22 protein-coding genes are annotated in these 25,776 nt (G+C 67.2%); 15 read left to right on the forward strand and 7 right to left on the reverse strand.

Translation table 11 applies throughout. The features are described 5' to 3' along the window. Window positions 1–54: 54 nt before the first annotated feature. Complete coding sequence (bfr, locus tag ELEN_RS04815) at window positions 55–519, reverse strand: bacterioferritin (protein WP_015760309.1); 465 nt, start codon at window positions 517–519, stop codon at window positions 55–57. 239 nt (window positions 520–758) lie between these two features. On the opposite strand from bfr, the gene ELEN_RS04820 reads away from it, so the two are divergent. Next, on the forward strand, window positions 759–1,559 hold the full coding sequence (locus tag ELEN_RS04820; protein ID WP_015760310.1) for a YebC/PmpR family DNA-binding transcriptional regulator: 801 nt from the start codon (window positions 759–761) through the stop codon (window positions 1,557–1,559). 94 nt (window positions 1,560–1,653) lie between these two features. Here the strand turns inward: ELEN_RS04820 and ELEN_RS04825 are convergent, their stop codons facing one another. The 3 genes from ELEN_RS04825 to ELEN_RS04835 form a co-directional block, all read right to left on the reverse strand. Beyond that, entirely contained in the window at window positions 1,654–3,486 is a 1,833-nt protein-coding gene (locus ELEN_RS04825) for an FAD-binding protein (RefSeq protein ID WP_015760311.1), read from the reverse strand. A gap of 158 nt (window positions 3,487–3,644) precedes the next feature. Next, window positions 3,645–4,289, reverse strand: coding sequence for a TetR/AcrR family transcriptional regulator (locus tag ELEN_RS04830; RefSeq protein WP_015760312.1), 645 nt, complete (start codon window positions 4,287–4,289; stop codon window positions 3,645–3,647). 111 nt (window positions 4,290–4,400) lie between these two features. Next, complete coding sequence (locus tag ELEN_RS04835) at window positions 4,401–6,251, reverse strand: amidohydrolase family protein (protein ID WP_015760313.1); 1,851 nt, start codon at window positions 6,249–6,251, stop codon at window positions 4,401–4,403. 277 nt (window positions 6,252–6,528) lie between these two features. Between ELEN_RS04835 and ELEN_RS04840 the strand changes: the two genes are divergently transcribed. From ELEN_RS04840 to ELEN_RS04880, 9 genes are all read left to right on the forward strand, one after another. Beyond that, window positions 6,529–7,470, forward strand: a complete 942-nt coding sequence (locus tag ELEN_RS04840) for a helix-turn-helix transcriptional regulator (RefSeq protein ID WP_015760314.1) — start codon at window positions 6,529–6,531, stop codon at window positions 7,468–7,470. Window positions 7,471–7,610: 140 nt separating this feature from the next. Then, a complete protein-coding gene (gene ruvC / locus ELEN_RS04845; RefSeq protein ID WP_015760315.1) occupies window positions 7,611–8,189 on the forward strand; it encodes a crossover junction endodeoxyribonuclease RuvC in 579 nt (192 codons plus the stop codon). Beyond that, a complete protein-coding gene (gene ruvA / locus ELEN_RS04850) occupies window positions 8,186–8,779 on the forward strand; it encodes a Holliday junction branch migration protein RuvA (RefSeq protein ID WP_015760316.1) in 594 nt (197 codons plus the stop codon). The genes ruvC and ruvA overlap by 4 nt, the downstream gene beginning before the upstream one ends. A gap of 47 nt (window positions 8,780–8,826) precedes the next feature. After that, the gene (gene ruvB / locus ELEN_RS04855; protein ID WP_041691623.1) at window positions 8,827–9,915 is read left to right on the forward strand and encodes a Holliday junction branch migration DNA helicase RuvB; all 1,089 of its coding nucleotides are present in this window, start codon (window positions 8,827–8,829) and stop codon (window positions 9,913–9,915) included. 43 nt (window positions 9,916–9,958) lie between these two features. Next, window positions 9,959–10,459 (forward strand): hypothetical protein, encoded by a 501-nt coding sequence (locus ELEN_RS04860; protein WP_015760318.1) that lies wholly within the window; start codon window positions 9,959–9,961, stop codon window positions 10,457–10,459. Window positions 10,460–10,557: 98 nt separating this feature from the next. Beyond that, window positions 10,558–12,054 carry a helix-turn-helix transcriptional regulator gene (locus ELEN_RS04865; protein ID WP_233946793.1) on the forward strand — a complete coding sequence of 499 codons (1,497 nt, stop codon included), beginning with the start codon at window positions 10,558–10,560 and terminating at the stop codon, window positions 12,052–12,054. Window positions 12,055–12,226: 172 nt separating this feature from the next. Beyond that, complete coding sequence (locus tag ELEN_RS04870) at window positions 12,227–13,912, forward strand: FAD-dependent oxidoreductase (RefSeq protein ID WP_015760320.1); 1,686 nt, start codon at window positions 12,227–12,229, stop codon at window positions 13,910–13,912. A 20-nt stretch (window positions 13,913–13,932) separates the two neighbouring features. Further along, a complete protein-coding gene (locus ELEN_RS04875) occupies window positions 13,933–14,391 on the forward strand; it encodes a hypothetical protein (protein ID WP_015760321.1) in 459 nt (152 codons plus the stop codon). 181 nt (window positions 14,392–14,572) lie between these two features. Further along, the gene (locus ELEN_RS04880) at window positions 14,573–14,776 is read left to right on the forward strand and encodes a cold-shock protein (RefSeq protein ID WP_015760322.1); all 204 of its coding nucleotides are present in this window, start codon (window positions 14,573–14,575) and stop codon (window positions 14,774–14,776) included. A gap of 90 nt (window positions 14,777–14,866) precedes the next feature. Here ELEN_RS04880 and queA read toward each other — a convergent pair whose 3' ends face one another. Further along, the gene (gene queA / locus ELEN_RS04885; RefSeq protein WP_015760323.1) at window positions 14,867–15,952 is read right to left on the reverse strand and encodes a tRNA preQ1(34) S-adenosylmethionine ribosyltransferase-isomerase QueA; all 1,086 of its coding nucleotides are present in this window, start codon (window positions 15,950–15,952) and stop codon (window positions 14,867–14,869) included. 128 nt (window positions 15,953–16,080) lie between these two features. Continuing rightward, window positions 16,081–16,818: an epoxyqueuosine reductase QueH gene (locus ELEN_RS04890; protein WP_015760324.1), complete on the reverse strand. Its 738-nt coding sequence runs from the start codon at window positions 16,816–16,818 to the stop codon at window positions 16,081–16,083. A 79-nt stretch (window positions 16,819–16,897) separates the two neighbouring features. Between ELEN_RS04890 and ELEN_RS04895 the strand changes: the two genes are divergently transcribed. The 3 genes from ELEN_RS04895 to ELEN_RS04905 all read left to right on the forward strand — a co-directional run bounded on the left by ELEN_RS04895 (window position 16,898) and on the right by ELEN_RS04905 (window position 21,747). Further along, a complete protein-coding gene (locus ELEN_RS04895; protein ID WP_015760325.1) occupies window positions 16,898–17,707 on the forward strand; it encodes an HAD family hydrolase in 810 nt (269 codons plus the stop codon). A gap of 1 nt (window position 17,708) precedes the next feature. After that, window positions 17,709–18,854: a tRNA guanosine(34) transglycosylase Tgt gene (gene tgt / locus ELEN_RS04900; RefSeq protein WP_015760326.1), complete on the forward strand. Its 1,146-nt coding sequence runs from the start codon at window positions 17,709–17,711 to the stop codon at window positions 18,852–18,854. Between the two features lie 190 nt (window positions 18,855–19,044). Continuing rightward, on the forward strand, window positions 19,045–21,747 hold the full coding sequence (locus ELEN_RS04905; protein WP_015760327.1) for a protein translocase subunit SecDF: 2,703 nt from the start codon (window positions 19,045–19,047) through the stop codon (window positions 21,745–21,747). A gap of 35 nt (window positions 21,748–21,782) precedes the next feature. On the opposite strand, the gene ELEN_RS04910 is transcribed toward ELEN_RS04905, so the two are convergent. Continuing rightward, on the reverse strand, window positions 21,783–23,213 hold the full coding sequence (locus ELEN_RS04910; RefSeq protein ID WP_009304877.1) for a LuxR family transcriptional regulator: 1,431 nt from the start codon (window positions 23,211–23,213) through the stop codon (window positions 21,783–21,785). A 241-nt stretch (window positions 23,214–23,454) separates the two neighbouring features. Here ELEN_RS04910 and ELEN_RS04915 point away from each other — a divergent pair, with 241 nt between their 5' ends. Next, complete coding sequence (locus ELEN_RS04915; protein WP_009304876.1) at window positions 23,455–25,224, forward strand: FAD-dependent oxidoreductase; 1,770 nt, start codon at window positions 23,455–23,457, stop codon at window positions 25,222–25,224. Between the two features lie 19 nt (window positions 25,225–25,243). Continuing rightward, window positions 25,244–25,681: a cytochrome c3 family protein gene (locus ELEN_RS04920; protein WP_227100913.1), complete on the forward strand. Its 438-nt coding sequence runs from the start codon at window positions 25,244–25,246 to the stop codon at window positions 25,679–25,681. The last annotated feature ends 95 nt before the right edge of the window (window positions 25,682–25,776 follow it).

Here is a 25,776-nt window from a genome sequence, read left to right on the forward strand (position 1 = left end):
ACCGGCTGCGCCCTCGCGCCGCGCATGGTCGCTCGCGGCGCGAGGGCGGAAACGCTAGTTCTGCGTGGACAGGAAGATCTGCAGCGACATCTGCTCGATCTGGTCCTGCAGGTCCTCCAGCTCGTCGACGTGGCGATCCTCGTCCTTGAGGATGGCTTGCAGCACCTCGCGCGTGGCGTAGTCCAGCACGTTGCCGGCCAGCACGATGGCGTCGTTGTAGTCCTTCACCGTCTGCACTTCCATCGCGTGGTCGTTGTCCACCTGCTCGGGCACGGCGGACCCGATGCTGAACTGGTCGAGCTTGGACACGATGGGCGTACCCTCGAGGAACAGGATGCGCTCGATGAGGCGCTCGGCGTGATGCATCTCGGTGATGGAGCGCTTCTTGAAGCTCTCGCTCAAGCGATCGTAGCCCCAATCCTCGCACATCTCCGCATGCACCATGTACTGGCTGATGGCGGTCAATTCGCCAGCAAGCAGATAGTTCAGCTTATCGATAAGTTCCGGGTTTCCCTTCATGGCAGTGCTCCTTCCGTATGGCACGTTGTTTCGGAGGATCAGCCCTTGAGAGATCCTCGACGTCGGTCATTGTACGGTCGATGAGCTGGCCTGTTCGCTTCCTTACCAATCCGCAGCCGTCCTGTGGCCCTCCCGAAACCTGCGTCCTGCGTTTTTGAAGACCGTGCGAAGGGCGACCGGGGGATTTGACTGATGTGCTAGAATACTCGGCTGGTATTGCTATGGTGGAAGGGACGCATATGTCTGGGCATTCAAAGTGGGCTACAACGAAACATCGCAAGGCGGCGCAGGACGCGAAGCGCTCGGCCTTGTTCTCCAAGCTGTCGCGCAACATCACGGTGGCGGCGAAAGAGGGCGGCGACCCGAATCCCGACAACAACGCATCGCTTGCGGCCGCCATCGAGAAGGCCAAGGGCTACTCCCTGCCGAAAGATAAGATCAAGGTCGCCATCGACAAGGCCTTCGGTTCCGGCAAGGACGCCGCGAACTACGAGACCGTCGTGTACGAGGGCTACGGCCCGGCCGGCATCGCCGTGCTGTGCGAGGCGCTGACCGACAACCGCAACCGCACCGCCGCCGACGTGCGCGCGGCCTTCAGCCATGCGGGCGGCAACCTGGGCACGTCCGGCTCCGTCGCGTTCCAGTTCGAGCGCAAGGGCCAGATCATGGTTCCCAAAGAGGTCGAGACCGGCGACAAGAAGAACCCCGTGAAGCCGAACGGCGCCGCGGCCGACGAGGAGGAGTTCATGCTCGCCGTCGCCGAGGCGGGCGGCGACGACTACGAGGACGCCGATGACGAGTGGATCGTCTACACGTCCCCGAGCGACCTCATGGCCGTGAAGAAGGCGCTCGAGGCAGCCGACGTCGTCACGAAGGGCGCCGAGATGACCATGATGCCCACCACGCCCGCGACGGTGAGCGTCTCCGACGCGAAGAAGGTCATGCGCCTCATCGACCGCCTCGAGGAGCTCGAAGACCTCCAGAACGTTTACCACGTGATGGACATCACCGACGAAATCGCCGAAGCCCTGGACGAGTAGCGGGCGACTTCCTCATAAGATATGCGGCGGGCGCGCTTTCGAGCGCGCCCGCCGCTGCGTTCGGGCCGGGGGCGGGTGCTTCCGGCCCTTTCGCTTATCTCTCGTGCTCGATCAGCTTCTTGGCGGCGATGTAGCCGGTGATCAGCGAGCTGCCAACGCCGCCGAAGTACGTGCCGCCGTTGCCGGCGAGGCAGCCGTAGTTGCCCTCGCCGTCCATGCCGCCCATGGTGGAGAAGCCCGCGTACAGGCCGGGGATCGTCCTGCCGTTCTCGTCGGCAACCTGCAACAGATCGTTCACGCGCAGGCCGCACAGCGTCTTGCCGATCTGGCCACCCACGATGGCCGCGTAGTAGGGCGGCGTGTCGATGGGGCTCAGCCAGCTCGGGTCGTAGGGGAAGGCCAGCTCGTCGTCGAAGCCCTGCGCGCACAGGGCGTTGTAGTCCTCGACGGCCCGCTTGACCACGGCGGGATCGAGCAGCAGCATCTCGGCCAGCTCCTCGATGGTGTCGGCCTTCTTGACGGCGCCGCGCTCGACGGCCGCCTCCACCTCGCCGATCCAGTCGGCGGACACGAGCCCCTTGTTCTCGGGCAGCCGGTCGGGGTCGGCGAGCGGGATGCGGCACTTGTCCTTGACGCTGTCGGGGGTGACGCTCTTCTTGAATATCTCCTCGGGGAACTTCGCGTCGCAGATGTTGTACACGTGGTGCCCTACGGCCGACATCCAGGCGCTCGTGGTGGACAGGTCGCCCATGCCGCCTATCAGGCAGGTGTTGTACGTGTCGATCTGCACGTTCTGGGCGTGGTAGGGCTGGCGATGGCCGTACTTGTCGATGACGAGCCACGGGTTGTGGAACAGCTGGCGCTCGCCGTGCCAGAAGTAGTGCCAGAACTGGCCGTCCCCGCCGGCGATGCTCTCGTCGATGCCGCCTTCCCAGCAGCACCACGAGTCGAAGCCGGAGAAGTCGGCGCCTACGCCCAGCCCCATGCGGAACACCTCTCCGGTGTGGAAGGGCATCGGGCCGCCCTGCACGGCGCCCTCGTACGCGCTGGGGATGTACGCCCTGATGAGATCCTTGTTCATGCCGATGCCGCCCGCGGTGAGGATCAACCCCTTCCTCGCCTTGAGATAGTGCTCGGCGCCGTCTTCGTCGGTGGCGACGATGCCGGTCACGCGCTGCCCGTCGAACACGAACCGGGCCGCCGCCGTCTGCACACGGATGTCGGCCCCGCCCGCCTTCGCGCGCTTCTCGAGCGCGTTCATGAGGTTGTCCTGAGCCAGCACGTTGTAGAACGCGCCCCCGCCGCCCTCGCGGCTGGCGTCGTTCCATGCGGCGCCGGTGCACACGAGGTTGCAGCCCTCCGTCGACGTGATCCACTCGTCGGCCTCCACGTGGTTGTCGATGAGCGTGCGCAGCAGCTTCTCGTCGATGGAGTAGTTCGCGCTCGATTCCGCGTCGCGGATGGCCGCATCGTCGTCGCCGCGGTACACGCCTGGGAACCCGAGCGCGTTCTGGGCCTCGGTGCCGCCGAGGATGTCGACGTAGCCGGCCGCGTGGCGGCTCGCGCCTCCCACGGTGGCCTCCTTGTCGATGGCGATGACCTCGAGCCCCTGTTCGGCCAGATAGCCCGCTGCGGCCAGCCCTCCGCCGCCCAGGCCCACGACGATCACGTCGGCTTCGTCGTCGTAGCGCTCGGGCGCCTCGAAGGGGAGGATGGGCGCCGCGTCCGGCAGGTCGGCGCCGATGATGCCGCGATCGAGCAGGCGCTGCGTGACCGCGGGAACGTCGCCCGTCGCGGCCGCCTCCTGCGCGCCGCCGCCGGACGGCGCGCATCCGGCGAGCGCCGCCCCGGTCGCCGCTGCGGCCCCGACGATGCCGACGCCTTTGAGGAAGCTCCTCCGTGAGAACGTGCGATCGGTTGTTTCCATGATGCCCCTCCGTTTCCCTGGATTGGAATCCCCTCGGATTCTCGTTCCATGATCGGGCGGAGCGCGCGCATCCTCAAGAAACGAACGGGGCGCTCGTTTTCAACGTGGGACGGCGAAGGGGCGTCCGTCCCAGTAGGGGACGCGCGCGGCGGGGCGTTTCAGGCCTGCGTCTCCTCGGGCGCGTGCCTCAACATCGACACGACGAACCTGCTGAGGTCGAAATCGCCGTCGTCGGCGTGGTCGACGGGGTCGTCCAGCAGCTTGCGCAGCCGCGGAGGGTAGCAGCTGGCAAACAGCTCGGCCAGCTCGGCGGGCGATTTGTCGATGGTGCCGCGAATCCAGTCCTCGGAAACGTCGAGGCCCGCCGCGGTCACCCATTCGATCTGGAACGCCAGCGCCTCGTCGACGCTCGTGCCGTGGCGCGTCTCCAGCGTCTCGCGGATGAGGGCGACCACGTGGCGGCGCTCCTCCTCGTCGCATACCAGCATCTCGGACGTTTTCTTCGCGGCGTTGAACAAATCCTTGAACAGCGCGAATATCTCAAGCGTGATGGCGATGCCCTCCTGGCAGGTCAGCGAGCGCCCCATCTTGCCGACGCCCTCCTCGAGGGGGAACCGCAGGCACCAGGGGGCGATGTCGTACTTGCTGTGGAACGCGCGGTAGAAGCCGGAGCGCGACACGCCGGCCGTCTCGCAGATCTCGTCGACGGCGATCTCGTCCAAGCTCGTCTTCTTGCAGAGCTCGTTGGCGGTCGTCGCGATGAAGAACCGCTTCGCTATGATGGAGAACGTATCGTTGGGCATCGTCGCCTCCCCTTCGGCCGGGCGTCTGCCCGTAGTGTACCAGCTCGGGGCGTTGGATGCCCGGGGCGGGCCGGCGCGCGCGGCGCGGCTCCGCCCCGGGGGAGGGGTCTACTAGCCTTCGAAGACGATGTTGCCGTTCGAGACGGTGCACACCACCTTCGTCTCGGAGATCTGCTTGGGGTCGATGTCGAGGATGTTCTGGTCGAGCACGACGAAGTCGGCCTTCTTGCCCACTTCCACGGTGCCCACGACGTCCTCCATGAAGTTCTCGTACGCCACGTTCTTCGTGTACATCTCGAGCATCTGGTAGGCGGTCAGCCCCTGCTCGGGCCAGCGGTAGAAGTCCTCGTCCTCCTCGCCGGGGAAGGGGCTGTTGCGCGTGATGCCCACCTCGATCTCGAGCAGCGGGTCGTAGGCGGTCACGGCGCCGTCGCTGCCGCCGCTGAGGATGCAGCCGGCCTCGAGCATGTCCTTGGCCGGGTACATGGCGAAGGCGCGCTCCTTACCGACGAACGCGGTTTCAAGTTGACACAGCGGATCGTTGTACATCCAGAGGAACTGCAGGTCGCTGACCACTTCGAGATCGGCGCAGCGCTTGATGTCCTCGGGCGTGATGGCGCACACGTGCACCATCGTGTGGCGCGCGTCGTGCTTGCCGTTGGCCGCCTCGGCGCGCTCGTAGGCGTCGAGCGAGGTGCGCACCGCGCCGTCGCCGATGGCGTGGATGTGCGCCTGGTAGCCGTGTTTGTCGAGGTCGGCCACCACCTGGTCGAGCTCTTCGACCGACCAGTCGCTCGTGGCGGTCCAGCCCTCGCCCTTGCCGGCGGCCGGCAGGTACGGCTCCAGCATGACGGCCGTCGCGCCCTCGGTCACACCGTCGTAGACGATCTTCACCGTGCCGGTCTGGAACATCTCGGAGTCGTAGGCGGCCACGACGTCGAGCTTCTCCTTGATGCCCTCGTAGCCCATGCCCGGCTGCCCCCACACGAGGAAGCGCTGGCGCAGGTGCAGGTCGCCCCGCGCGTCCATGTCGTGAAGCGCCTCGGCGTGGATGAGCTCGACGCCCGACAGGTTGATGTTCGTGAGGCCCGTGATGCCCAGCGAATGGCAGTACTCCTGGAACGCCTCGTAGGCTTTCGCCATGTTCTCGGTGGAGTAGGGCACCTCGATCTTCGACGCCACGAGGTTCTTCGCCGCGTCGGTAAGCAGGCCGCTCGGCTCGCCTGCGGCGTTGCGCACGATGGAGCCGCCGTCGGGGTCGGGCGTGTCGGCCGTGATGCCGGCGATCTCGAGCGCCTTGCTGTTCACCCAGTAGGAGTGGTGCGACACGTCGCGGATCATGACGGGCTTGTCGGCGCAGATGGCGTCGAGATCCTCCTTCTGCGGGCCCGGGTTCGAGCCGTCGGGCTGCAGGTAGGCGTTCTGCATGAAGGGGCCGCCGTAGTACGCCTCGTCGTCGGGGTGCGCCTCGACGAACTCCCGGATGATGCGGAGGTACTCGTCGTTGTCGACGGTGCCGTCGGGGATGGAGATCTGGAACATCTGCTCGTAGTACGGCTGGGGCCCGTGCAGGTGGCCGTCCATGAAGCCGGGGCAGAGGAACCGGCCCTCGAGGTCGACCACCTTCGTGGAGTCGCCCACGTACGCCTCGACGCCGGCGGTGTCGCCCACGTACACGATGGATCCTTCGCGCACGGCCACCGCCTCGGCCGCATCGCCTTCGCGCACGAGCGTCTGCACGTGCCCGTTCTTGAACACGAGGTCGGCAGCATCCCCGGCCGCCTGCGCCGTCGCGCCGTCCTGCCCCGGCGCGCTGCAGCCCAGCGGGCCGCCCAGCAGCGCCCCGGCTGCCAGCACGGTCGCGCCCGCCACGAACGTGCGGCGCGTGAGAGGCGCTCCTGCGACCCGGGCGCCTCCGCGTCCTCGTCCGCGCCCCGTCTTCTGGTTCTCGCTGTGATTCATCGCGATCCCTTCCTTCCCTGGTTTCCCGGTTCGATGGTTCCCTGGTGCGGCGCGCCGGCTCCCTCGCGCGGCGTCGCCTCGCCCGACCTTACGGCCCCGCGGCGCGGCGGGCAATCAACGCCAAGATCGATACGGGGCGAAACCGGGGTGGATATTTCTCTATCCCCGTGCGTAGGCGCAGGTGAGCGCCGCGTCTTACCGATGCCGCTGAGGGGAGCGCACACCGGCGGCCCAACGGCGCATGGTATAATCGGCGGCGGAGGGGAAAGGCGGTGTAGTGGTCTACCTACTGTTTTTCTACGATATGGCGATGACGATGGCGAACACGGCTCTCTGCGTCGCGTTCGCCGTTCTGTTCGTGCGGCGCAAGAACGCCCTTCATCTGTGGCTCGCCGTCCTGTTCGGCTTGAGCACGGCCGACATCATGCTCATGTACCTGTTCGACTTCGTGCCCGAGTTCCAGTCGGTGTTCAGCGCCGCTCCCGGGGCGTCTCCGTTCGTCTACGGGTACCTCCATCTCGGCATCCTGCTGACGTTCCGGTTCATCGCGGGGTTCATCTTCGACCGGCCGCCGGCGCTGCGCGAAGGGGCGCTGTGGATCCTGTGCTGCACGTACCTGGCGGTGGCGGGCTCGCTAGCGGAGGCGACGGTGGAGGAGTTCGCCGAGAACCTGTGCATCGGCGTGCTGCAGCTCTACATCATGGGCATCGGCGTGAAGGGGCTGCGCGACGGCCGCGGCGCGAACGGGGTGCTCGGCGCGCGGGCGGTCGCGGCGCTGGTCGCGTCGTTCGCGTTCTGCTCGGTGGGCTATCTTGCCTGGTCGATCGGGTCGTTCGCGGCGGGGTGGGGAAGCCCGCGCAACGTGTTCGTGGAGCTGTCGGGCGGCGTCAACCTCGTGTTCGCCTGCCTCTACCTGCAGGCGTACGTCCGCAAGCGCCGCGAGGCGTCGGCCCCGACGGCGGTGCCCTTCGTCGCGAAGCGCTACGACCTCACCAAGCGCGAGGAGGAGATGCTGGAAATGCTCGCCGACGGTATGAGCAACCAGCAGATCAGCTCGCAGGCGTTCATCTCGGTGGGCACGGTGAAGACGCACGCGCACAACATCTACGCGAAGCTCGGCATCAAGGGCCGCGCCGATCTGGCCGAGTTCCTCGAGCGCGAGCTGACCGACTCCCTCGACCATCGCGTCGACGCGCGTTCCGCGCGAACGGGCGGGTAACGGCCTCTGACGAGGCTGTGAAAAAGCGCGCCTTCCAAGGGTTGACTCCCGGGCTTTGTGCTAGGATGTCAACGAACAAACGTTTGCAACCGAAACGCGCCCGCCGCGGACGCGGCGAGCGCGACGACGAGAAGGAATCGATGGCACGCACCGAACGAACCATCCTAGGGATCGACCCCGGTCTGGCCAACACGGGCTGGGGCATCGTGGAGCAGCGCGGGCCGCGCCTCGCGTGCACGGCGTACGGCTGCGTGTCCACGGCGAAGGATCTGCCGCTGGCCCAGCGCCTGCGGAAGATACACGAGCAGATGGCCGCGGTGATCGCGCGGTTCGAGCCGGCGTGCGTGGGCATCGAGACGGTGTGGTTCGGCGTGAACGTGCAGAGCGCGTTCGCCACGGGGCAGGCGCGCGGCGCCGCGCTCGTGGCGTGCGCCGAGCGCGACCTCGAGGTGCTGGAGTTTTCGCCCAGCCAGATCAAGCTGGCGGTGGTGGGCACGGGCTCGGCCGAGAAGGACCAGGTGCAGTACATGGTGCGCCAGCTGCTTGCGCTCGAGGACATCCCGCGCCCCGACCACGCCGCCGACGCGCTGGCGGCCGCCATCTGCTATACCACCCACGAGGGCTTCGCGCGCCGCACGGGCGCGGCGTGCGCGGCCTACGACGTTCCCGATCGCGGCGTTCCCGCGTGCGATGCTTCCGCTGGAAAGGACAGGCTATGATCGCGTTTCTCAAAGGGGTGCTGGCCGCGAAGACCGCCACGACCGCCTACATCGAGGTGAACGGCATCGGCTACGCCGTGGGCATGTCCCAGGCCGGCCTGTCGAAGCTGCCCGAGGCGGGCGCCGCCGTGGAGGTGCACACGTTCCTCCAGGTGCGCGACGACGGCCTCGCGCTGTTCGGCTTCCTCACGCTGGAAGAGAAAGCGCTGTTCGAGCGGCTTATCGGCGTGGGCGGTGTGGGGCCGAAGGTGGCGCTCGCCGCGCTGTCGGCGTTCTCGCCCGCGGGCCTCGTGGCCGCCGTGCAGGCGCAGGACGTGGCCGCGGTGCAGCGCATCCCCGGCGTGGGCAAGAAGACGGCGTCGCGCATCATCCTCGAGCTGAAGGGCTCGTTCGACGAGGGCCTTGCGGGCCTGTTCGATGAGGCGGCGCCCGTGGTCGCGTCGGCGGCGAACCTCGCGGGCACGCGGGAGGCGCTGCTGTCGATGGGCTTCACGTCCGAGGAGGCCGACGTCGCGCTCAAGGGCGCTCCCGAGGGCGCGGCCGAAAGCGTGCTGCTACAATATGCGCTGAAGCGACTGGGAACGAACTAGGCGAAGCCGGGCGGCGCCGCGCGCGCCGTCGGGACGGATAGGCGGCTATGGCTGACAACGGCATTGAAATAGAAGGGCTCGTGTTCGAGGCGGACGCGGGGGCGGGGCGCGGCGACGCGCCGCCGGCCGACGCGCGCTCGCGCGCGGTGACGCCCACGCTCACCGAGGACGACCTCGCGCTCGACCGCAGCCTGCGCCCCAAGCGCCTGGGCGACTACCTGGGCCAGACGAAGATCAAGGAATCGCTCGCCATCCTCATCGAGGCGGCGCAGGCGCGCGGCGACGTGGTGGACCACATCCTGTTCTCGGGCCCCCCGGGCCTCGGCAAGACCACGCTCGCGGCCGTCGTGGCCAACGAGCTGGACGCGAACCTCAAGACGACGAGCGGCCCCGCCATCGAGCGCACGGGCGACCTCGCGGCCATCCTCACGAACCTCGAAGAGGGCGACGTGCTGTTCATCGACGAGATCCACCGCTTGAACCGCATGGTGGAGGAGGTGCTCTACCCCGCGCTCGAGGACTTCGCCCTCGACATCGTGGTGGGGAAGGGGCCGGCGGCGCGTTCCATCCGCCTTGACCTGCCGCGCTTCACGCTCGTCGGCGCCACGACGCGCACCGGCCTGCTGACGGGCCCTTTGCGCGACCGCTTCGGCATCGCGTTCCGCTTGCAGTACTACTCGCCCGAGGAGCTGGCCTCCATCGTGCGCCGCTCGGCGTCCATTCTGGACGTCGCTATCGAGGAGGACGGCGCGCTCGAGATCGCGCGCCGCAGCCGCGGCACGCCGCGCTTGGCGAACCGGCTGCTCAAGCGCGTGCGCGACTGGGCGCAAGTGCGCGGCGACGGCGTCATCGACGAGGACGTGGCCGCGCAGGCGCTCAGCTTCTTTGAGGTGGACGCGCTCGGCTTGGACGCGGTGGACAACCGCATCCTCGAGCTGCTGGCCGTGCAGTTCGGCGGCCGGCCCGTGGGCCTGACCACGCTCGCATCGGCGCTGTCGGAGGACACCGACACGCTCGAGGACGTGTACGAGCCCTACCTCATGCAGCAGGGCCTGCTCGTGCGTACGCCGAAGGGCCGCATCTGCACCGAGCGGGCCTACGACCACCTGGGAATCAAGGTTCCGTCATCCTCGTAACCTCGCGTGCCCGGGTTCGCCCGGGCCTTTGAAAGGAGCTCGCATGCTCGAACAGGATTACCTCATGCGCATCCTGCTGCAGTTCGCGGAAGCCATCCGCCGCAGCTGGTCGCGGGCGGTGGAGGATCGCGACCCGCGCGACGCCGCCAACATGCTGGAGCGCGCCGTGGGCGACGCCACCGACATCGACGGCGCCACGCTGCTGTCGCTGTCGCCGGAGTCCATCGCGAGCGTCATGCAGGTGTCGGGCGTCGACCCGCGCGTGTCCGAGTACATCGCGCGCAGCCTGCTGCTGGCTTCGGGCTACCTGAGCGAGGCCGGCGAGCACGAGCTGTCCGCCCTGCGCGCCGAGCAGGCGCGCGCCTTGGCCGACGCCTACGACCTCGACCTGCCCGACACGCCCGAGGAGCTGGCGTTGCTGCTGGACGAGGCCGACGCCGAGCTGGCGCAGGAGGCCGATTCCACCATGGACGTGCTGGGGTACGGCACCGAGCCCATCATCCCGTCGGCCGTGATAGAAACGCCCCTCGACGCCGACCGGTAGGTTCTCCGCTCGGCGTCGCGCTGCTCGGTGTACGAGCGCGGCATGATGCGGTATCGTTGGACGGAAGTTTACCAGGGGAGGATGCTTCGTTGTCCATAGTGAAAGCTCAAACGCTGCTGCGGTCGCTGCGGTGGTACCACGTCGGCTTCGCCTTCGTGTGGGCCATCATGTTCGGCGGCCTGGCGGCGCCGTACGCCGGGTCGTCGGAAACGTACGACCTGTACAGCACGTGCCAGCAGGCGTGCGTCATCGTCGCGGTGCTCGCGGCGGTGCTCGTCGAGCGGCGGGCACCCGTCTTCTCGCCGCGCTACGCGCTTCCCGCCGGCGCGATTCTGGCGTTGGGCGCCCTCGCGTTTCGCATCGTTTTCTTCGCCGGGCAGCCCACGGTGGGCGGTGCGGCGCTCGCCGGCGTGCTGCTCGGGTTGGCGGCCGGTTTCTTCTACGTGTCGTGGCAGCAGTTCTTCGCGTCCGAAGGCGCGTCGCGCACGGCGATCTACATCCCCCTGTCGGCGGTTCTGTCGGTGGCGCTGAGCGTTGCGCTGCATGCGCTGCCCGAGGTCGCGCAGGCGGTGTGCACGATCGCGGTGCTGCCCGTCGCCGCAGCCGCGTCGCTGAAGTTGAGCCTGCGCGAGATCATCGCCCCCGATCCGTCGCCGCGCATGACGAAGGCGCTTGCAGCGGCCACCGTGCGGGATCTGTGGAAGCCGGTGTTCTGCACCTGCGCCATCGGGTTCGTGTGGCAGCTCGTGGCGGGGCTGTTCATGGTGTCGGCCGACGCGTCGTCGGCGGCGGGCATCGGCGGGCTGGCGCTGGCCGCGGCCGTGGTGCTGCTCATCGAGCTGTTCTCGGAGCGCGGTTTCGAAGTGCTGCGCGTCTACCAGGTGTTGTTTCCCCTTGTTGCCGGCGTGTTCATGCTGCCGTCGTTGCTGGGCGTGCAGTTCGCCCCGCTCGTGGTGGGCATGCTGCTGTTCGGCTTCGAGATACTGAACCTGCTGCTCATCGTCACGTGCGCGGTGTATTCGAGCGAGCGCAACGCGCCGGCGGTGCAGGTGTACGCGCTGTGCGTGGGCCCCACGCTGGCGGCCATGTTCGCCGGCGACCTGCTGGGCCGGCAGCTCAACCCCATCATCGCCTACGATTTCGCCTTGGCCGTGAACGTGCTGTTCCTGTGCGTGTACGCGCTGTCGATGGTGCTGTTTCTCGTGTCGTTCCGCCGACGCGGGCGCGCCTCCGGAGCCGCGAGCGCGCAGGGTGCGGCGCCCATCGACGTGGCCGTGGTGGGCGGCAGCCAGCCGCTCGCCGTCGTGGACGCGGTTTCGGTCGCCCCCGTGCCGAACGCTCCCGCCCCCGCGGCGGCAGCTGGCGAGCCCGACGATGCCGCGCGATGGGATGCGCGCGTCGACGCGCTCGGCTTGGTCGAGCCGTTCAGCAAGCGCGAGCGCGAGGTGGTGGCGCTCGTGTTGCGCGGCAACAACGTGCCGGCCATCGCGCGCAAGCTCTACATTTCCGAGAACACCGTGCGCGACCATATGAAGAGCATCTATCGCAAGGCCGGCATCCACTCGCGCCAGGAACTCATCGACCTGTTCGAATAGCGGGTCCTGGCGACTCCCCCTAAAGTTGGGGATTTCCCCCGAACCACCTGCGACGGGGCCGAACAACCCGAACTATGGGATGCGGGCGCGCGCACCTGACGGCTATGCTTCGCCTCGAGCTGCGGATAGAAGGTCCGCAGGAGGGTAGTCATACGAATCAGGAGGGATCGGCATGAGCATGTCAACGGGAATCTCGAGGCGAAGCCTGCTCAAGGGAGCGGCGTTGAGCGCGGCGGGCGTGGCGGCGCTGGGCGTCATGGGGTGCAGCCCGCAGGCGCCGGGCGCATCCGACGACGCGGCCGCCTCGGGCGCGGCGACCGAAGGAGCCAAGCATACCTGGGAGGTCAAGCCCGACCCCATCGCGGCCGACAAGATCAAGGAGACGGTGGATACCGACGTGCTCGTCATCGGCGGCGGCTATTCCGGCACGTGCTGCGCGCTCAGCGCGGCGGAGAACGGCGCGAAGGTGATCCTCGTCGAGAAGGACGCCATGCTGAACGGCCATGGGGTGGGCGGCACGGGCGCCATCGGCTCGCGCGAGCTCGACAAGCTCGACATCAGCTTCGACAAGTCCATCGAGATGGAACGCTGGGTTTCCACGTGCGGCAACCGGTGCCGCGAATCGCTCGTGGCGAAGTGGTTCCGCGAGTCCGAGCGCTGCATGAACTGGTTCCTCGACTTGGCCGAGAGCAACGGCGCCACGTGCATGGTCACGGTGGGATCGCGCAGCACGGTGCATCCCGAGATCGACTGCTACCATATGATCATGGGCGGCGATATCTTCGAGCAGCACACGATGGCCGATTTCGTCGAGTACCTGTTCGAATCCGAGGCGCTGAAGAACGGCGCCCAGTTCGTCTACGAGATGCCCGCCGTGCAGCTCGTGCAGAACGATTCCGGCAAGGTGACGGGCGCCGTCTGCGAGAACAAGGACGGCGAGTACGTGCAGTACAACGCCAGCAAGGGCGTGGTGCTGGCCACGGGCGATGTGAGCTACAACGACGAGTATCTGGAGGAGTTCGCCCCCATAGCGTTCAAGGTGATGACGCGCCTTTGCTCCGACCAGGGCAACGTGGGCGACGGGCACAACATGGCCGCCTGGGCTGGCGGTGCCTTCCAGGCCGCTCCGTGGCCGACCATGATGCACCCGCAGGCGGCGGCCGCGTTCCACGGCCCCTTCCTGTTCGTGAACCCCGCCGGCAAGCGCTTCATGAACGAGGCGACGTGGGTGCAGGGCAAATGCGTGGGCGTCATGGTGAACGGCGGCTCCGATCACGCGTGGTCCGTCTTCGATGCCAACTGGCAGACCGACCTGCTGGACAGCTTGCAGTACGGCGGCGGTATGTTCTGGGACAGCTTCCGCGCCTACGGCACCGACTACCAGACCGCGGTGGACTCCCATGCGCAGACGGTGGAGACCGGCCTGGAAAAGACGCCGGCCTACTACAAGCGCGCCGACACCCTCGAGGAGCTTGCGGAGCAGCTCGATGTGGACAAGGACGAGTTCCTCGCGACCGTCGAGCAGTACAACAAGCGCTGCGAGGCCGGTGAAGACACCGATTTCTACAAGGAGAGCCACTTCCTGTACCCCATCAAGGAGGGCCCCTTCACGGCGTGCATGGTGGCGCCGGGCCTCTTGGGCGTGTGCGGCGGCGTGCACATCTCGGACGAGTTCGAGGTGCTCAACGACGCCGACGAGCCGATCGAGGGCCTGTACGCCATCGGCAACTGCGCGGGCGACATCTACGCTTACGACTACCCCATCAACGTGCAGGGCAACAGCCACGGTCGGTGCCTCGTCGAAGGCAAGTGCTTGGGCGAGCAGCTGGCGGGCGTGTACGACCAGGTGAAGGCCTAGGACCGCAAAGGAGCACTCGGATGAGCGACGAAGCCTACGAGCATTTGGCGGATCTGCTCGACGCGCTGCCAGCCCTGCAGGAGAAGGGTGCGATGCTTGCGCGGGCGCGTTGGGCGGACCGCGTTGCGCAGCTGGCGGACGAGCGCGAGACGTGCGCGTCGCTGCTGGAAAGCGCCGACGATCGCCTTCGCCAGGCCGAGGAGCGCCTTGCCCGCGCGGAAGGCGTCGACGAGGCGGCGCGCGACGACGCCCGGAGGGCCGTGCTGCATGCGGCGGCTCTCCGGGGGTTCCGCATCGCGCCGCGGCAGAACGCCGACCGCGCGCTGCAAGACGCCCTCGCCGCCAGCCCGTTCGACACGGTCGCCGATGCGCGGTCCGCCCGCATGGAGCCCGAGAGGCGCCAAGCGCTCGAAGCCGAGATCGCCGCGTACCAACGCGACTACGCCTGCACGCTCGCGAAGTGCGAGCAGGGGGAGTGAGTCCTCCGGCAAACCCTCATGCAACGGATTGGTAAAATAAGGACGAAAAAGAGAATCCCGAGCTTTTTTGTTGTCGCATAGCGTATAGTAAGCATGTGCCCTCGAGGTGAGGGCGAGTGTTGCGGCCGTGCAGCACACAGTGTTACCTCCTCGGGGACGAGGAGAGGAAAGAGGATTTAAAATGGCGGAAGGTACTGTTAAGTGGTTTAACCCGGAAAAAGGCTATGGCTTCATCTCCCAGAAGGATGGCGAAGACCTCTTCGTGCATTTCTCTGAGATCAAGATGGACGGCTTCAAGACGCTCGACGAAGGCTCTGCGGTGCAGTTCGACGTCACGACCGGCCAGAACGGCAAGCTTCAGGCAAGCAATGTGACGAAGGCATAAGCAGACTTACTTATAGAATGCTGAAATGGCCCCGCAAAAGCGGGGTCATTTTTTTTTGCGTCGCAGAAGGTTTCTAGAACCGCGCCCGCGTTAGCGGATGAACATGGCGTCGCCGAAGGACAGCATGCGGTAGCGCTCCTCGATGGCGTGGCGGTAGGCGGCCATGATGTGCTCGCGCGTGGAGAACGCGGACACGAGCATCATGAGTGTGGAGCGCGGCACGTGGAAGTTCGTGATGAGGGCATCCACCACGTGGAACTGCGAGCCGGGCAGCAGGTAGAGCGAGGTCGTCTCGCGATCGCGCGGCGTGACGGCGCCTGCCTCGGCGTCCCAGGCGCTCTCGAGGCTGCGCACGCTCGTCGTGCCCACGGCGATCACGCGCCCGCCGCGCTCGCGCGTCTCGGCGATGGCGTCTGCCGTGCGCTCGGGCACCGTGTAGTATTCGGTGTGGATGACGTGCTGCTCGGGGTCGTCCTCGTCCACGATGCGGAACGTGTCGAGGCCCACTTCGAGCTCCACGGTCTCCCAGCGCACGCCCTGCTCGCGCAGGCGCTCGATGAGCGCGGGGGTGAAGTGCAGGCCTGCGGTGGGCGCGGCGGCCGAGCTCTCGCGGCGGGAGTACACCGTCTGGTACAGCTCCTCGTCGCCCGCGTAGTTCTTGATGTAGGGCGGCAGCGGCGTGTGGCCCACGGCGTGCAGCGCCTCGTCGAGGGAGGGCAGCGGCGTGGTCAGGCGCGCGAGGCGCTCGCCCTTCTGCGCGTTCTCGGCCCAGTCGACGATCTCGGTGGACAGGGCAACCTCGCCTCGTGCGTCGACGAAGTCCACCACGGCGCCGGTGCCCGGCTTGAGGCGCTTGCCGGGGCGCACGAGCACCTCCCACAGCGCGCTCTGGTTCGTGCGCGGCTCGCGGTCGCGCACCTCGCGCAGCAAGAACACCTCGGCCGAGCCGCCTGTGCCGCGCTTCGCACCGAGGAGCCGCGCCGGCATGACGCGCGTCTCGTTGGCGATGAGCAGGTCGTTCGGGCGCAGGTAGTCGGCGATGTCGCGGAAGATGCGGTCCTCGATGGCTCCGGTGGCTCGATCCATCACGAGCAGGCGGCAGCCGTCCCGCTCGGCGGCGGGCTCCTGCGCGATGAGCTCGGGGGGCAGATCGTAATCGAAATCAGAGGTCTTCATGCGTGCGTCCTTCGTGCGTCGTGAGGTCGGCGGTGCGAACTGCCTATTATAGGCCTTGTTGCCCGCCGATGGGCGCTTATCCGTCCCACTCCATCTTGCGCCGCATCCCGCCGGCATGCCGGGTGCGCCTACCCCTCGTCGCGTTCCTGGTCGCGCAGGGCTTTCAGCACGGCGCGCTTGCGGGCCTGCTTGGCGTCGTAAGCGGCGCGCTCGGCCTTCTTCGCGGCGCGTGCGGTTTCGGCGGCGGCGCGCTCCTCGGCGTGGGCTGCCGCTTCCGCCTCGCGGGCGGCGGCTCGCTGCGCCTTGCGTTCGGCGCGCTCGGTGGCGGCTTCGACGTCCGAGAAGCGGCAGCCGCAGTAGTTCTGCCGGTACATGCCCATCTCGCGGCTGCGGTGCGTGGCCTCGTCGTAGAAGGGGCGGTAGTCTTCGAACAGCGGCTGCACGCCCGCGGCCGAGGCGGCGCGTTCCAGCTCCTCGCGGATGACGTCGGTATATTGGTAGGGGCTCACCGACAGCGTGGTGCCCAGCGCGTCGAACCCCTGCTCGGCTGCCAGCGCGGAGGCCTCTTCGAAGCGCAGGCGGTAGCACGCCCGGCAGCGCGCCTTGCGGCGGGCGGGATCGCCCTCGGCGGTGCCCACGCGTCCGGCGCAGGCTTCCCAGGCGGCGGGGTCGTAGGCACCTTCCAGCACGTCCAGCTGCTCGCCGGCGGCCCAGGCGCGCAGCGTGGACAGGCGGCGCGCGTACTCGTCGGCGGGCGCGATGTTCGAGTTCATATAGGCTATGGTCAGGTCGTGCCCGGCGGCGCGCAGCAGGCGCACCGGTTCCAACGAGCACGGTCCGCAGCAGGCATGAAGCAGTATTTTCATCGGGTTTCCACGCTCCTTCGCAACGTGACGTATACTACCATGCTTGCAAGCGTATTCATCGAATCAAAGGATCGACGCCATGGCATCTCGCACCTATCGCGCAATCTTCTTCGACCTGGACGGCACGCTGCTGCCCATGGAGCTCGACGAGTTCCTGGGCGCTTACTTCGAGGCCATCGCGAAGTTCGTCGCCACCCGCGGGCTCGACGCGGGGTCGTTCTCCGCCGGGCTCAAGGCGGGCATCGGCGCCATGGCCGCCCACGACGACGAGCGCACGAACTTCGACGCGTTCTGGGAAGCGTTCTTCAGCTACGCCGATCGCGACGCGGCGGCGTGGAACGAGCTGCTCGCCGGCTTCTACGAGCACGATTTCGGCGCGATCGGCGCCGGCGTCGTCTCCAACCCGGCCGCCGCGCGCGCCATCGAGGCGCTGGCGGCGAAGGGCTACCCGCTCGTGCTGGCCACCATGCCCATGTTCCCGCGCCGCGCCGTGGAATGGCGCCTATCGTGGGCGGGCGTCGACGCCGCACGCTTCGCGCGCATCACGTCGTTCGAGAACTCCACGTCGGTGAAGCCGAAGCTGGCCTACTACGCCGAGAACGTGGCGGCCTGCGGTCTCGCCGGCGAAGACGTGCTCATGGTGGGCAACAACACGGTGGAGGACCTGGCTATCCAGGGGCTCGGCGCCGACGCGTTCCTCGTGACCGACCACCTGCTCGATCCGACCGAGGGCTTCGACCTGGGCTCCGTGAAACACGGCACCATGGAGGAGTTCGCGGCCTGGGCCGAGGAGCTGCCTCCGTGCGCCGACCCCGCGCAGGCAATCGACGCGGACGTCGTCGACGCCGCGGCCCGCGCGGCCGCGCTGTCCCGCGCAAAGGAGGCCTAGCATGGCGCTGTTCGACTGCGAGCTCCAAGCGACGAGCGGCCACGCCCGCGCGCTGTCCTACGAAACGGCGCACGGGTCGTTCCAAACGCCCATGTTCATGCCGGTGGGCACGAGCGCCTCGGTGAAGGGCGTCACCGTGGGCCAGCTGAACGATCTCAACGCCCAGGTGGTGCTGGCCAACACGTACCACCTGTCGCTGCGCCCCGGTGCCGACGTAGTGGCCGAGGCCGGCGGCGTGCACCGCTTCATGAACTACGACGGCCCCATGCTCACCGACTCGGGCGGGTTCCAGGTGTTCAGCCTGGCCGACACGCTCAAGCTGGACGACGAGGGCCTCACGTTCCGCTCCATCTACGACGGGACCAAGGTGCGCTGGACGCCCGAGAGCAACATGGAGATCCAGGAGCAGCTGGGCGCCGACATCGCCATGCAGCTGGACCAATGCACGCCCTACCCGGCCGAGAAGGCCTTCGTGGCGAAAGCCGTCGATCTGTCGGCCAACTGGGCGCGCCGCTGCCTGGCGGCGCATCAGCGCCCCGACCAGACGCTGTTCGGCATCGTCCAGGGCGGCATGGAGCTGGACCTGCGGCTGGAATCCATCCGCCGCCTGCGCGAGATCGAGGACGAGAGCCTGGCGCGCGGCGGGCGCCGCTTCGGCGGCTTCGGCATCGGCGGCTACTCGGTGGGCGAGGATCACGAGGTGATGTTCGAGACGCTGGGCCCCGTCGCCCGCGCCTGCCCCGAGGACCGTCCGCGCTACCTCATGGGCGTGGGCAACCCCACGACGCTCGTGCGCGCGGTGCGCGAGGGCGTTGACATGTTCGACTGCGTGCTGCCCACCCGCACGGCGCGCATGGGCACGGCGTTCTCGTCGACGGGTCGCATGAACATGCGCAACGCGAAGTTTACGCGCGACTTCGGCCCGCTCGACCCCGCGTGCACCTGCCCGACGTGCCGGAACCACAGCCGCGCCTACATCCGCCACCTCGTGAAGCAGAACGAGATGCTGGGCGGCATCCTGCTGTCCGTCCACAACCTGCACTACCTCATCGATCTCATGCGCCGTGCCCGCGAAGCGGTGCTGGCGGGGGCGTACGAGGAGTTCTACGAAGCCTGGATGGCCAGTCCCGCGGCGAAGGACTACTAGGGAAGGCGCTCGGGCGGACGCTTTCCCTGACCGGGGCCGTAACCTAACCGTAGGGATTAGCCCTGATCTTTTCGGCACCCTTCCTTCCGCATTCTCCTGGGTTGTGGCACAATGGGACAGTTACTGTGCAGGGAGCCTGCGGGCTCGCGCACGACGCACGCACGAGAAGCTCAACGAGGGAGAACGTCACATGGCGGCAACGCAGAAGACGAAGAAGAAACCCGCTCGGCCCACCGATCGGCGCAACATCTGGCTGCTCATCATCACGACCCTGCTGGTGCTGGGGTCCGTCTTCATGTTCACGCCGCCGCAGGAGAAGATCAACCAGGGCCTCGACATCCAAGGCGGCCTGTCGGTGGTGCTGACGGCGAAGAGCACCGACGGCCAGGCCGTGTCGAACGACGACATGGAGAAGAGCCGCGCCATCATCGAGAGCCGCGTGAACGCGCTGGGCGCCTCGGAGGCCGTGGTGCAGGTGCAGGGCACCGACCAGATCCTCGTGCAGATCCCCGGCCTCACCAACACCGAGGACGCGCTCAACACCATCGGCAAGACCGGCAAGCTCGAATTCGCGCGCCTCGACTCGTTCACCGACGAGGACGTGAAGACGAAGATCGAGAACGGCCAGGCCTCCGGCGAGGGCACCGTCTCCGACGATCTCGGCGTGGCCACGCTGCCGACGGGCGAGACGCAGCACCTCAAGGTGGAGGACGGCACGTACACGCCCATCGTCACCGGCTCGAACATCACGAAGGTCGACATCGGCAAGCGGAGCGACACCTCCACCGACTACGCCGTGAACATCTCGCTCGATTCGGCCGGCGCGGCGGCGTTCGCCGAGGCCTCGAAGGACCTCGCGCCCACGAAGGGCAAGATCGTCATCATCCTGGACAACGAGGTGCAATCGGCGCCCGCAACGCAGTCCGAGATCCCCGACGGCAACATCCAAATCACCGGCAATTACTCGCTCGACGAGGCCAAGGCGCTGCAGACCGTGCTGGAAAGCGGCTCGCTGCCCGTGAGCTTCGAGTACGCCCAGAGCCAGACCGTCGGCCCGACGCTCGGCCAGGACGCGCTGGCTTCCGGCGTGCTGGTGGCCCTCATCGGGCTGGCGGTGGTCATGCTGTACCTGCTGTTCTTCTACCGCGGCCTCGGCGCCATCACCGCCGCCGCCATGATCGTGTTCGCGGTGCTGTACCTGGGCATCCTGGCCACGCTGTCGTCGTTCGGCCTGTTCAGCCTGTCGCTCGCCGGCATCGCCGGCATCGTGCTGACTATCGGCATGGCGGCCGACTCGTCCATCCTCACGATGGAGCGCTTCCGCGAGGAGATCCGCATGGGACGCAGCGTGCGCGCCGCGTCCGTGACGGGCGTGAAGCACGCCATCGTCACGTCGGTGGACGCCGACCTCGTGACGCTCGTGTCGGCGCTGTCGCTGTTCTTCCTGGCCAGCGCCTCGGTCAAGGGCTTCGGCCTGACGCTGGCGCTGGGCATCGTGTGCGACATCGCCATGATGCTGCTGTTCAAGGCGCCGCTCATCCGCGTGCTGGCGCCGAAGGTCATCGCGCGGCACCCGGGCTTCTGGGGCATCAAGGACAGCCTGGCCGCGTCCAAGGACTACGCGGCGCTCGCCGCGGCCGAGGGCACGAGCGTGGCCGCGGCCGAGGCCGGCGAGACCATCAACCCGACCGAGTCCGAGGAGGCCGCCGAGCGCCGCGAGGGCGCTGCCGGCGAGGCGGCCGCGAAGGCGGCGCGCAAGCCGCGCGGCAAGTTCATCAAGCACGACATCAACTTCCTCGGCTACCGCCGCGTGTTCCTCGGCGTGGCCGCCGTGCTCGTGTGCGTGTCGCTGGCCATCGTGGGCGTGAAGGGCCTGAACTTCGGCATCGAGTTCGTGGGCGGCACGTCGGTGTCGTTCCACGGCACGGGCGACGTGACCACCGAGCAGATGCGCACCGCGTTCGACCAGGCCGGCGAGCCCGATGCCGTCGTGCAGACGACGAACGCCGACGGCGATGAGGGCTACCTCGTGCGCACCACCACCACGAGCGCCGAAGAGGCCACGCAGCGTGCGAACCAGGTGGCCGACAGCCTGGGGCTGTCCACCGACAGCTTCGAGGTGACCACCATCGGGCCCGACTGGGGCGCCAGCGTCATCCAGTCGTCGCTCATCGCGTTCCTCGTGTCCATCGTGCTCATCATCATCTACATCGCCATCCGCTTCGAATACAAGATGGGCGTCACCGCCATCGTGGCGCTGCTGCACGACCTCGTGCTGGTCATGGGCGTGTACGCGCTCGTGGGCCGCGAGGTGAACCCGAACACCATCGCCGCGCTGCTCACCATTCTGGGCTACTCGCTGTACGATACGGTGGTCGTGTTCCACCGCATCAACGACAACATGCAGTCCGACGACATCAAGTGCACGTTCATGACGATGGCGAACCACTCCATCAACCAGGTGCTCGTGCGCACCATCAACACGACGCTCACCTCGCTCATCCCCGTGCTGGCCATGCTGCTGTTCGGCGGCGAGACGCTCAAGGACTTCGCGTTCGCCATGGTCATCGGCCTCGTGTGCGGCTCGTACTCGTCCATCGCGGTGGCGTCGCCCTTGTACGCGATGTGGAAGACGCGCGAGCCGCGCTACCAGAAGCTCGTGAAGAAGTTCGGGCCCGAGGTGGGTCGCTTCGAGTTCGGCAACCCGAACGCGATGGCGACGGCGCTCGCGGGCAAGAAGGCCGTCAAGGCCACGGCCGCCCCGACGGCTGCCCCGACGGTCGGGGCCGCGGCGGAGAAGCCGACGGTCGAGGAGCCGCACGGCGCGACCGCCGCGAAGAGCGCGCCGAAGCCCCCGAAGGGCAAGCGCAAGAAGCGCCCCGACAAGAAGTAACGCCAACGGCCCCGGACATCCGGGGCCGTTGCTTTTTATCGCTCGAACAGCTCGAACAGTTCCTCGCGGCTGTGCACCCCGAGCTTCTTGTACACGTGGCGGATGTGGGACTTCGCCGTGCCGTTGGCGATGGTCATCTCGGTCGCGATCTCGCTGGCGGTCTTCTGCCGCAACAGCAGTTCGAGCACCTCGTGCTCGCGATTGCCGAGGTTGCATCGCGCGGACACCTGCGTCAAGCGCGCCGCCTGCTCGTCGCTCAAGCCATCCTTCTCGTTCGTCCGGTCGGGGTCGAACAGGGCGATCAGCTGCTTGGGCATGAATCCGTTGCGGATGCAGAGGAACATGGCCATGAGCACCGCGAGCACCGACGACAGCACGATGACGTCGTGCACGCGTGCCGATTCGGACATCGCCCATGCCGCGACCGCCCTGCCGACGATGCATCCGCCGAAGTAGCTCAACATGAGCGTCGAGAATGCCCGGTATGCGTGCGCGTCGGTCTTCTCGGTGATGGCGCACAGGAGCACCACCGCGTACGCGAGGAACAGCAGGATGCCGATGAGGGCGAGGTCGAACGTGACCACGGGATTGAGATCCAGGAACGATGCCGACAGCGTGGCGGTCACGACGATGGGCACGGCGACGTTGAGCAGCGACAGGGCAGTGAGCCGTTTGAAGGAGAGCATGAGCACGCTGACCAGCAAGAAGGGGATGAGGATGACGATGGCCGAGAACGCGAGGGAGAAGTGCTCGAGCCCGGCGAAGGACAGCGAGACCATGAAGGCGTAGCTGAACAGGAACGTGCCGACGATGATGTGTGCGGGCGTGTGCCCTTCGGTGCTCAGCGAGGACTGATCGAGGCGGGAGCCTTGCAGAAGGCGCATGCGTTTCGTCAGCGTGTAGGCGCCGATGCCCAGCAGTGCGACGAGGCTGCACGCCACCCGCGGCGTGTCCATGCCTACGATGAACCACAGCATGATCGATCCGACCAACGCGGAGAATACGACGTTCCAGATGACGGTGGCCGCGCTGTGGTGCGCGTACACCCACAGCCAGCATACGGCCACGACGGAGAGGTAGATGCCGAACACGCCTCCGCCCACCAAGGCGATCAGCAGGGGGGAGAGGTACGACAGGGCGGGGAAGAGCGCGAGCGCGAGGATGCTGGCCAGCACGCAGGCGCTTGAGATCCAGATGACGGCCGGTTGCGCGAAAGCGGGTCGATCGCGTCTCGAGAAGGTGAGCAGCACGAGCGAGGTGAGCGCGCCGAACAGGCATGTCACGTCGGAGAACGACAACGCTTCGGGCGAGGTGTGGGCGAGTGCGGGGGTATAGTGCGTGTACGACACGAGCGCGATGGTGCACGACGTGCCGACGAACAGCCCGTCCGCTACGATTTTCTCCCGCGTGCTCACCAAGGCGCTTCGCAGCTTCGCGATGACGCTCGAACGTCGCTCGTTCCCCATACGCACTCCCCTCCAGAAGCTTTCTTCACGACGGTATCCCATCACGGATGATTCAGCTAGGGATAAAGCGCTAACCCGTACAGGGGTTAGCGGGGGTTAGCGCCCTCGGTCAGCGAAATGCCCCTCGCCCCGCAAGATTACCGATTCCTTAACCCGGGGTCGGGCGCATAGGATCGTCATCGGGCCGAGCGCTGCGAGCGATTGGCGGCCCCAGGAAGTACCAGCGAGGAAAGGGGACATCATGCACGACCATGAAAACCTGCACGAACAGGGAATATCCCGTCGAGGATTCCTGACCGGAGCGGCGATGGTGGGCGCGGGCGCAGCGCTTGGGCTTGCCGGCTGCAGCGGCTCGCCGGAGGCCGAGACCAAGGCGCCTGCCGAGGAAGCGAAGCCGGCGTCGGAACCGGCTGCGACGACGTCCGCGGCAAGCAACCAGCCCGCGTTCCTCACGCCGCCGGATCCCATTCCGGAGAGCGAGATCATCGAAACCGTCGACTGCGACATCGTCATCTGCGGCGCGGGCATCTGCGGCCTGCCCGCGGCCATGCTGGCGGCCGAGAACGGCGCGAACGTGCACGTGGTTGAGAAGGGTAGCACGTACGGCCTGTTCCGCCTGTGCACCGCCGGCTTCAACTCCGACGTGCAGACCAAGCTGGGGCTGACCACCGACCGTAAAGAGTTCATCACGTCGACCTGGGCCATCACCAACGGCGTGCAGGGCAGGATGTCGTCCTACGGCCTGTGGTTCGACAACTCGGGCCCCTACGTCAACTGGCTCGAGGGCATCTTCAACGAGAAAGGCTATCAGCTCATCCCTGCCGCATCGCTCGATTACAAGATCACGAACGACGGCGTGGACATGCCGGGCGCGAGCCCGCTGTGGCAGGCGTTCGCCCAGATGATCTTCTTCGCGCAGGAGGACGGTGGCTTCTTCGCCACGGGGGACCCCGTCGACTGGACGGGCGTGATGGAGGCCTACGCCACTGAGAAGGGCGCCACGTTCCACTACAACGCTCCCGCCGTGCAACTTCTACGCGACGATAGCGGGCGGTGCACGGGCGTCATCGCCAAGAACGAGTCCGACGAGTACGTGAGGTACAACGCCTCCAAGGGCGTGCTGCTGACCACAGGCGACATGGCCGCCGACCGCGAGATGATGGCGCACTACAACGTGTCGCTGAGCAAGATCGTCCGCTACAACATCAACACCAACGACACGGGCGACGGCCAGAAGATGGGCATGTGGATCGGCGCGGACATGGACGAGTTCGCCTGCGGCGACCTGTGGCCGTTCGCGGCCGTCATGATGGACGGCACGCTGCCCACCACGTTCGAGGGCACGCACTTCTACGCCGGCGTCGCCAACCTGCCGGTGCTCATGGTGGACGGCGCGGGCCGTCGCCTCATGGCCGAGAACCTGCCGTTCCAGTCGCCTTCCATCCCGAAGCTCACCTGCACGCCCGACGGCTGCGCGTGGAGCATCTGGGACAGCGCCTGGAAGGAGAAGTTCCCCGAGGGCGGCTACATGGTGGAGGATTACACGGCGTCCAACACCCAGGAAGAGGTGGACAAGAACGTGGAGAACGGCATCACGTTCAAGTTTGATACCATCGAGGAGCTGTGCGAACACTGCGGTTTCGACAAGGACATCTTCATTGCCACGTTCACGCGCTACAACGAGCTGTGCGAGGCCGGCGAGGATCTCGACTTCTACAAGGATCCGCTGTGGATGAACCCCATCGACACGCCGCCGTTCTACGCATCCAAGCACTGCTCGTCGATGACCTCGACGCGCGGCGGTCTCAAGAACGACGAGCGTTGCCGCGTCCTCGACAAGGAGGGGCGGCCCATCCCCGGCCTGTACGCTGCGGGCAACACGGCCGGCTCGTTCTACGGCAACGTGTACCCGCCCAACGTCATGGGCTCCGGCATCGGCCATGGCCAGTGCTTCGCCTGGTTGGCCGTCAAGGATATCCTCGGTCTTGACTACATCCATGCGAACATCTAGGAAAGCCGAGGTGCCTGACGTGAAGAGGAAGAACCTGTTGATGGCGGTGTGCACGGTGCTGGCGACGGTCGCGTTGGCGGCGACGTTGGGGGGATGCGCGCCCTCGCAGCCTTCGGGCGATGCGGGCAACGGCGGCGCCGATGCGGCATCGTACCCGGTTGGCTCGCTCAAGGCCGTTCATGTCGCCGGACAGCTCGACGATGCGGACGAGTACCCCAACAAGCTGTGTCTGAGCTGCCACGACCGCACCACCATCAATGCGGCGAACGAGGACTTCGGCGGCATCGAGGGATTCAATCCTCACAAGGCGCACCTTGAGGCCGGCGACTGCACCTCCTGCCACTCGGTTGACGGCACGTCGACCCTCTCCTGCAACGAGTGCCACGACGCGCCGCTGCCCGAGGGCTGGCAGAGCGCCGAGCGCGGCTCCGGCCCGCTCCACAGCCTGACGAAGTAACATCTCCTCGCTGAGCGGGCGCCGCTTCCCTCCCCAGGCGCCCGATGCGAAGAACGGCCCCCGACGAACACGCCGGGGGCCGTTGCTTTCGCGCG

It is taken from the genome of Eggerthella lenta DSM 2243, from assembly GCF_000024265.1.
Lineage (GTDB): Bacteria > Actinomycetota > Coriobacteriia > Coriobacteriales > Eggerthellaceae > Eggerthella > Eggerthella lenta.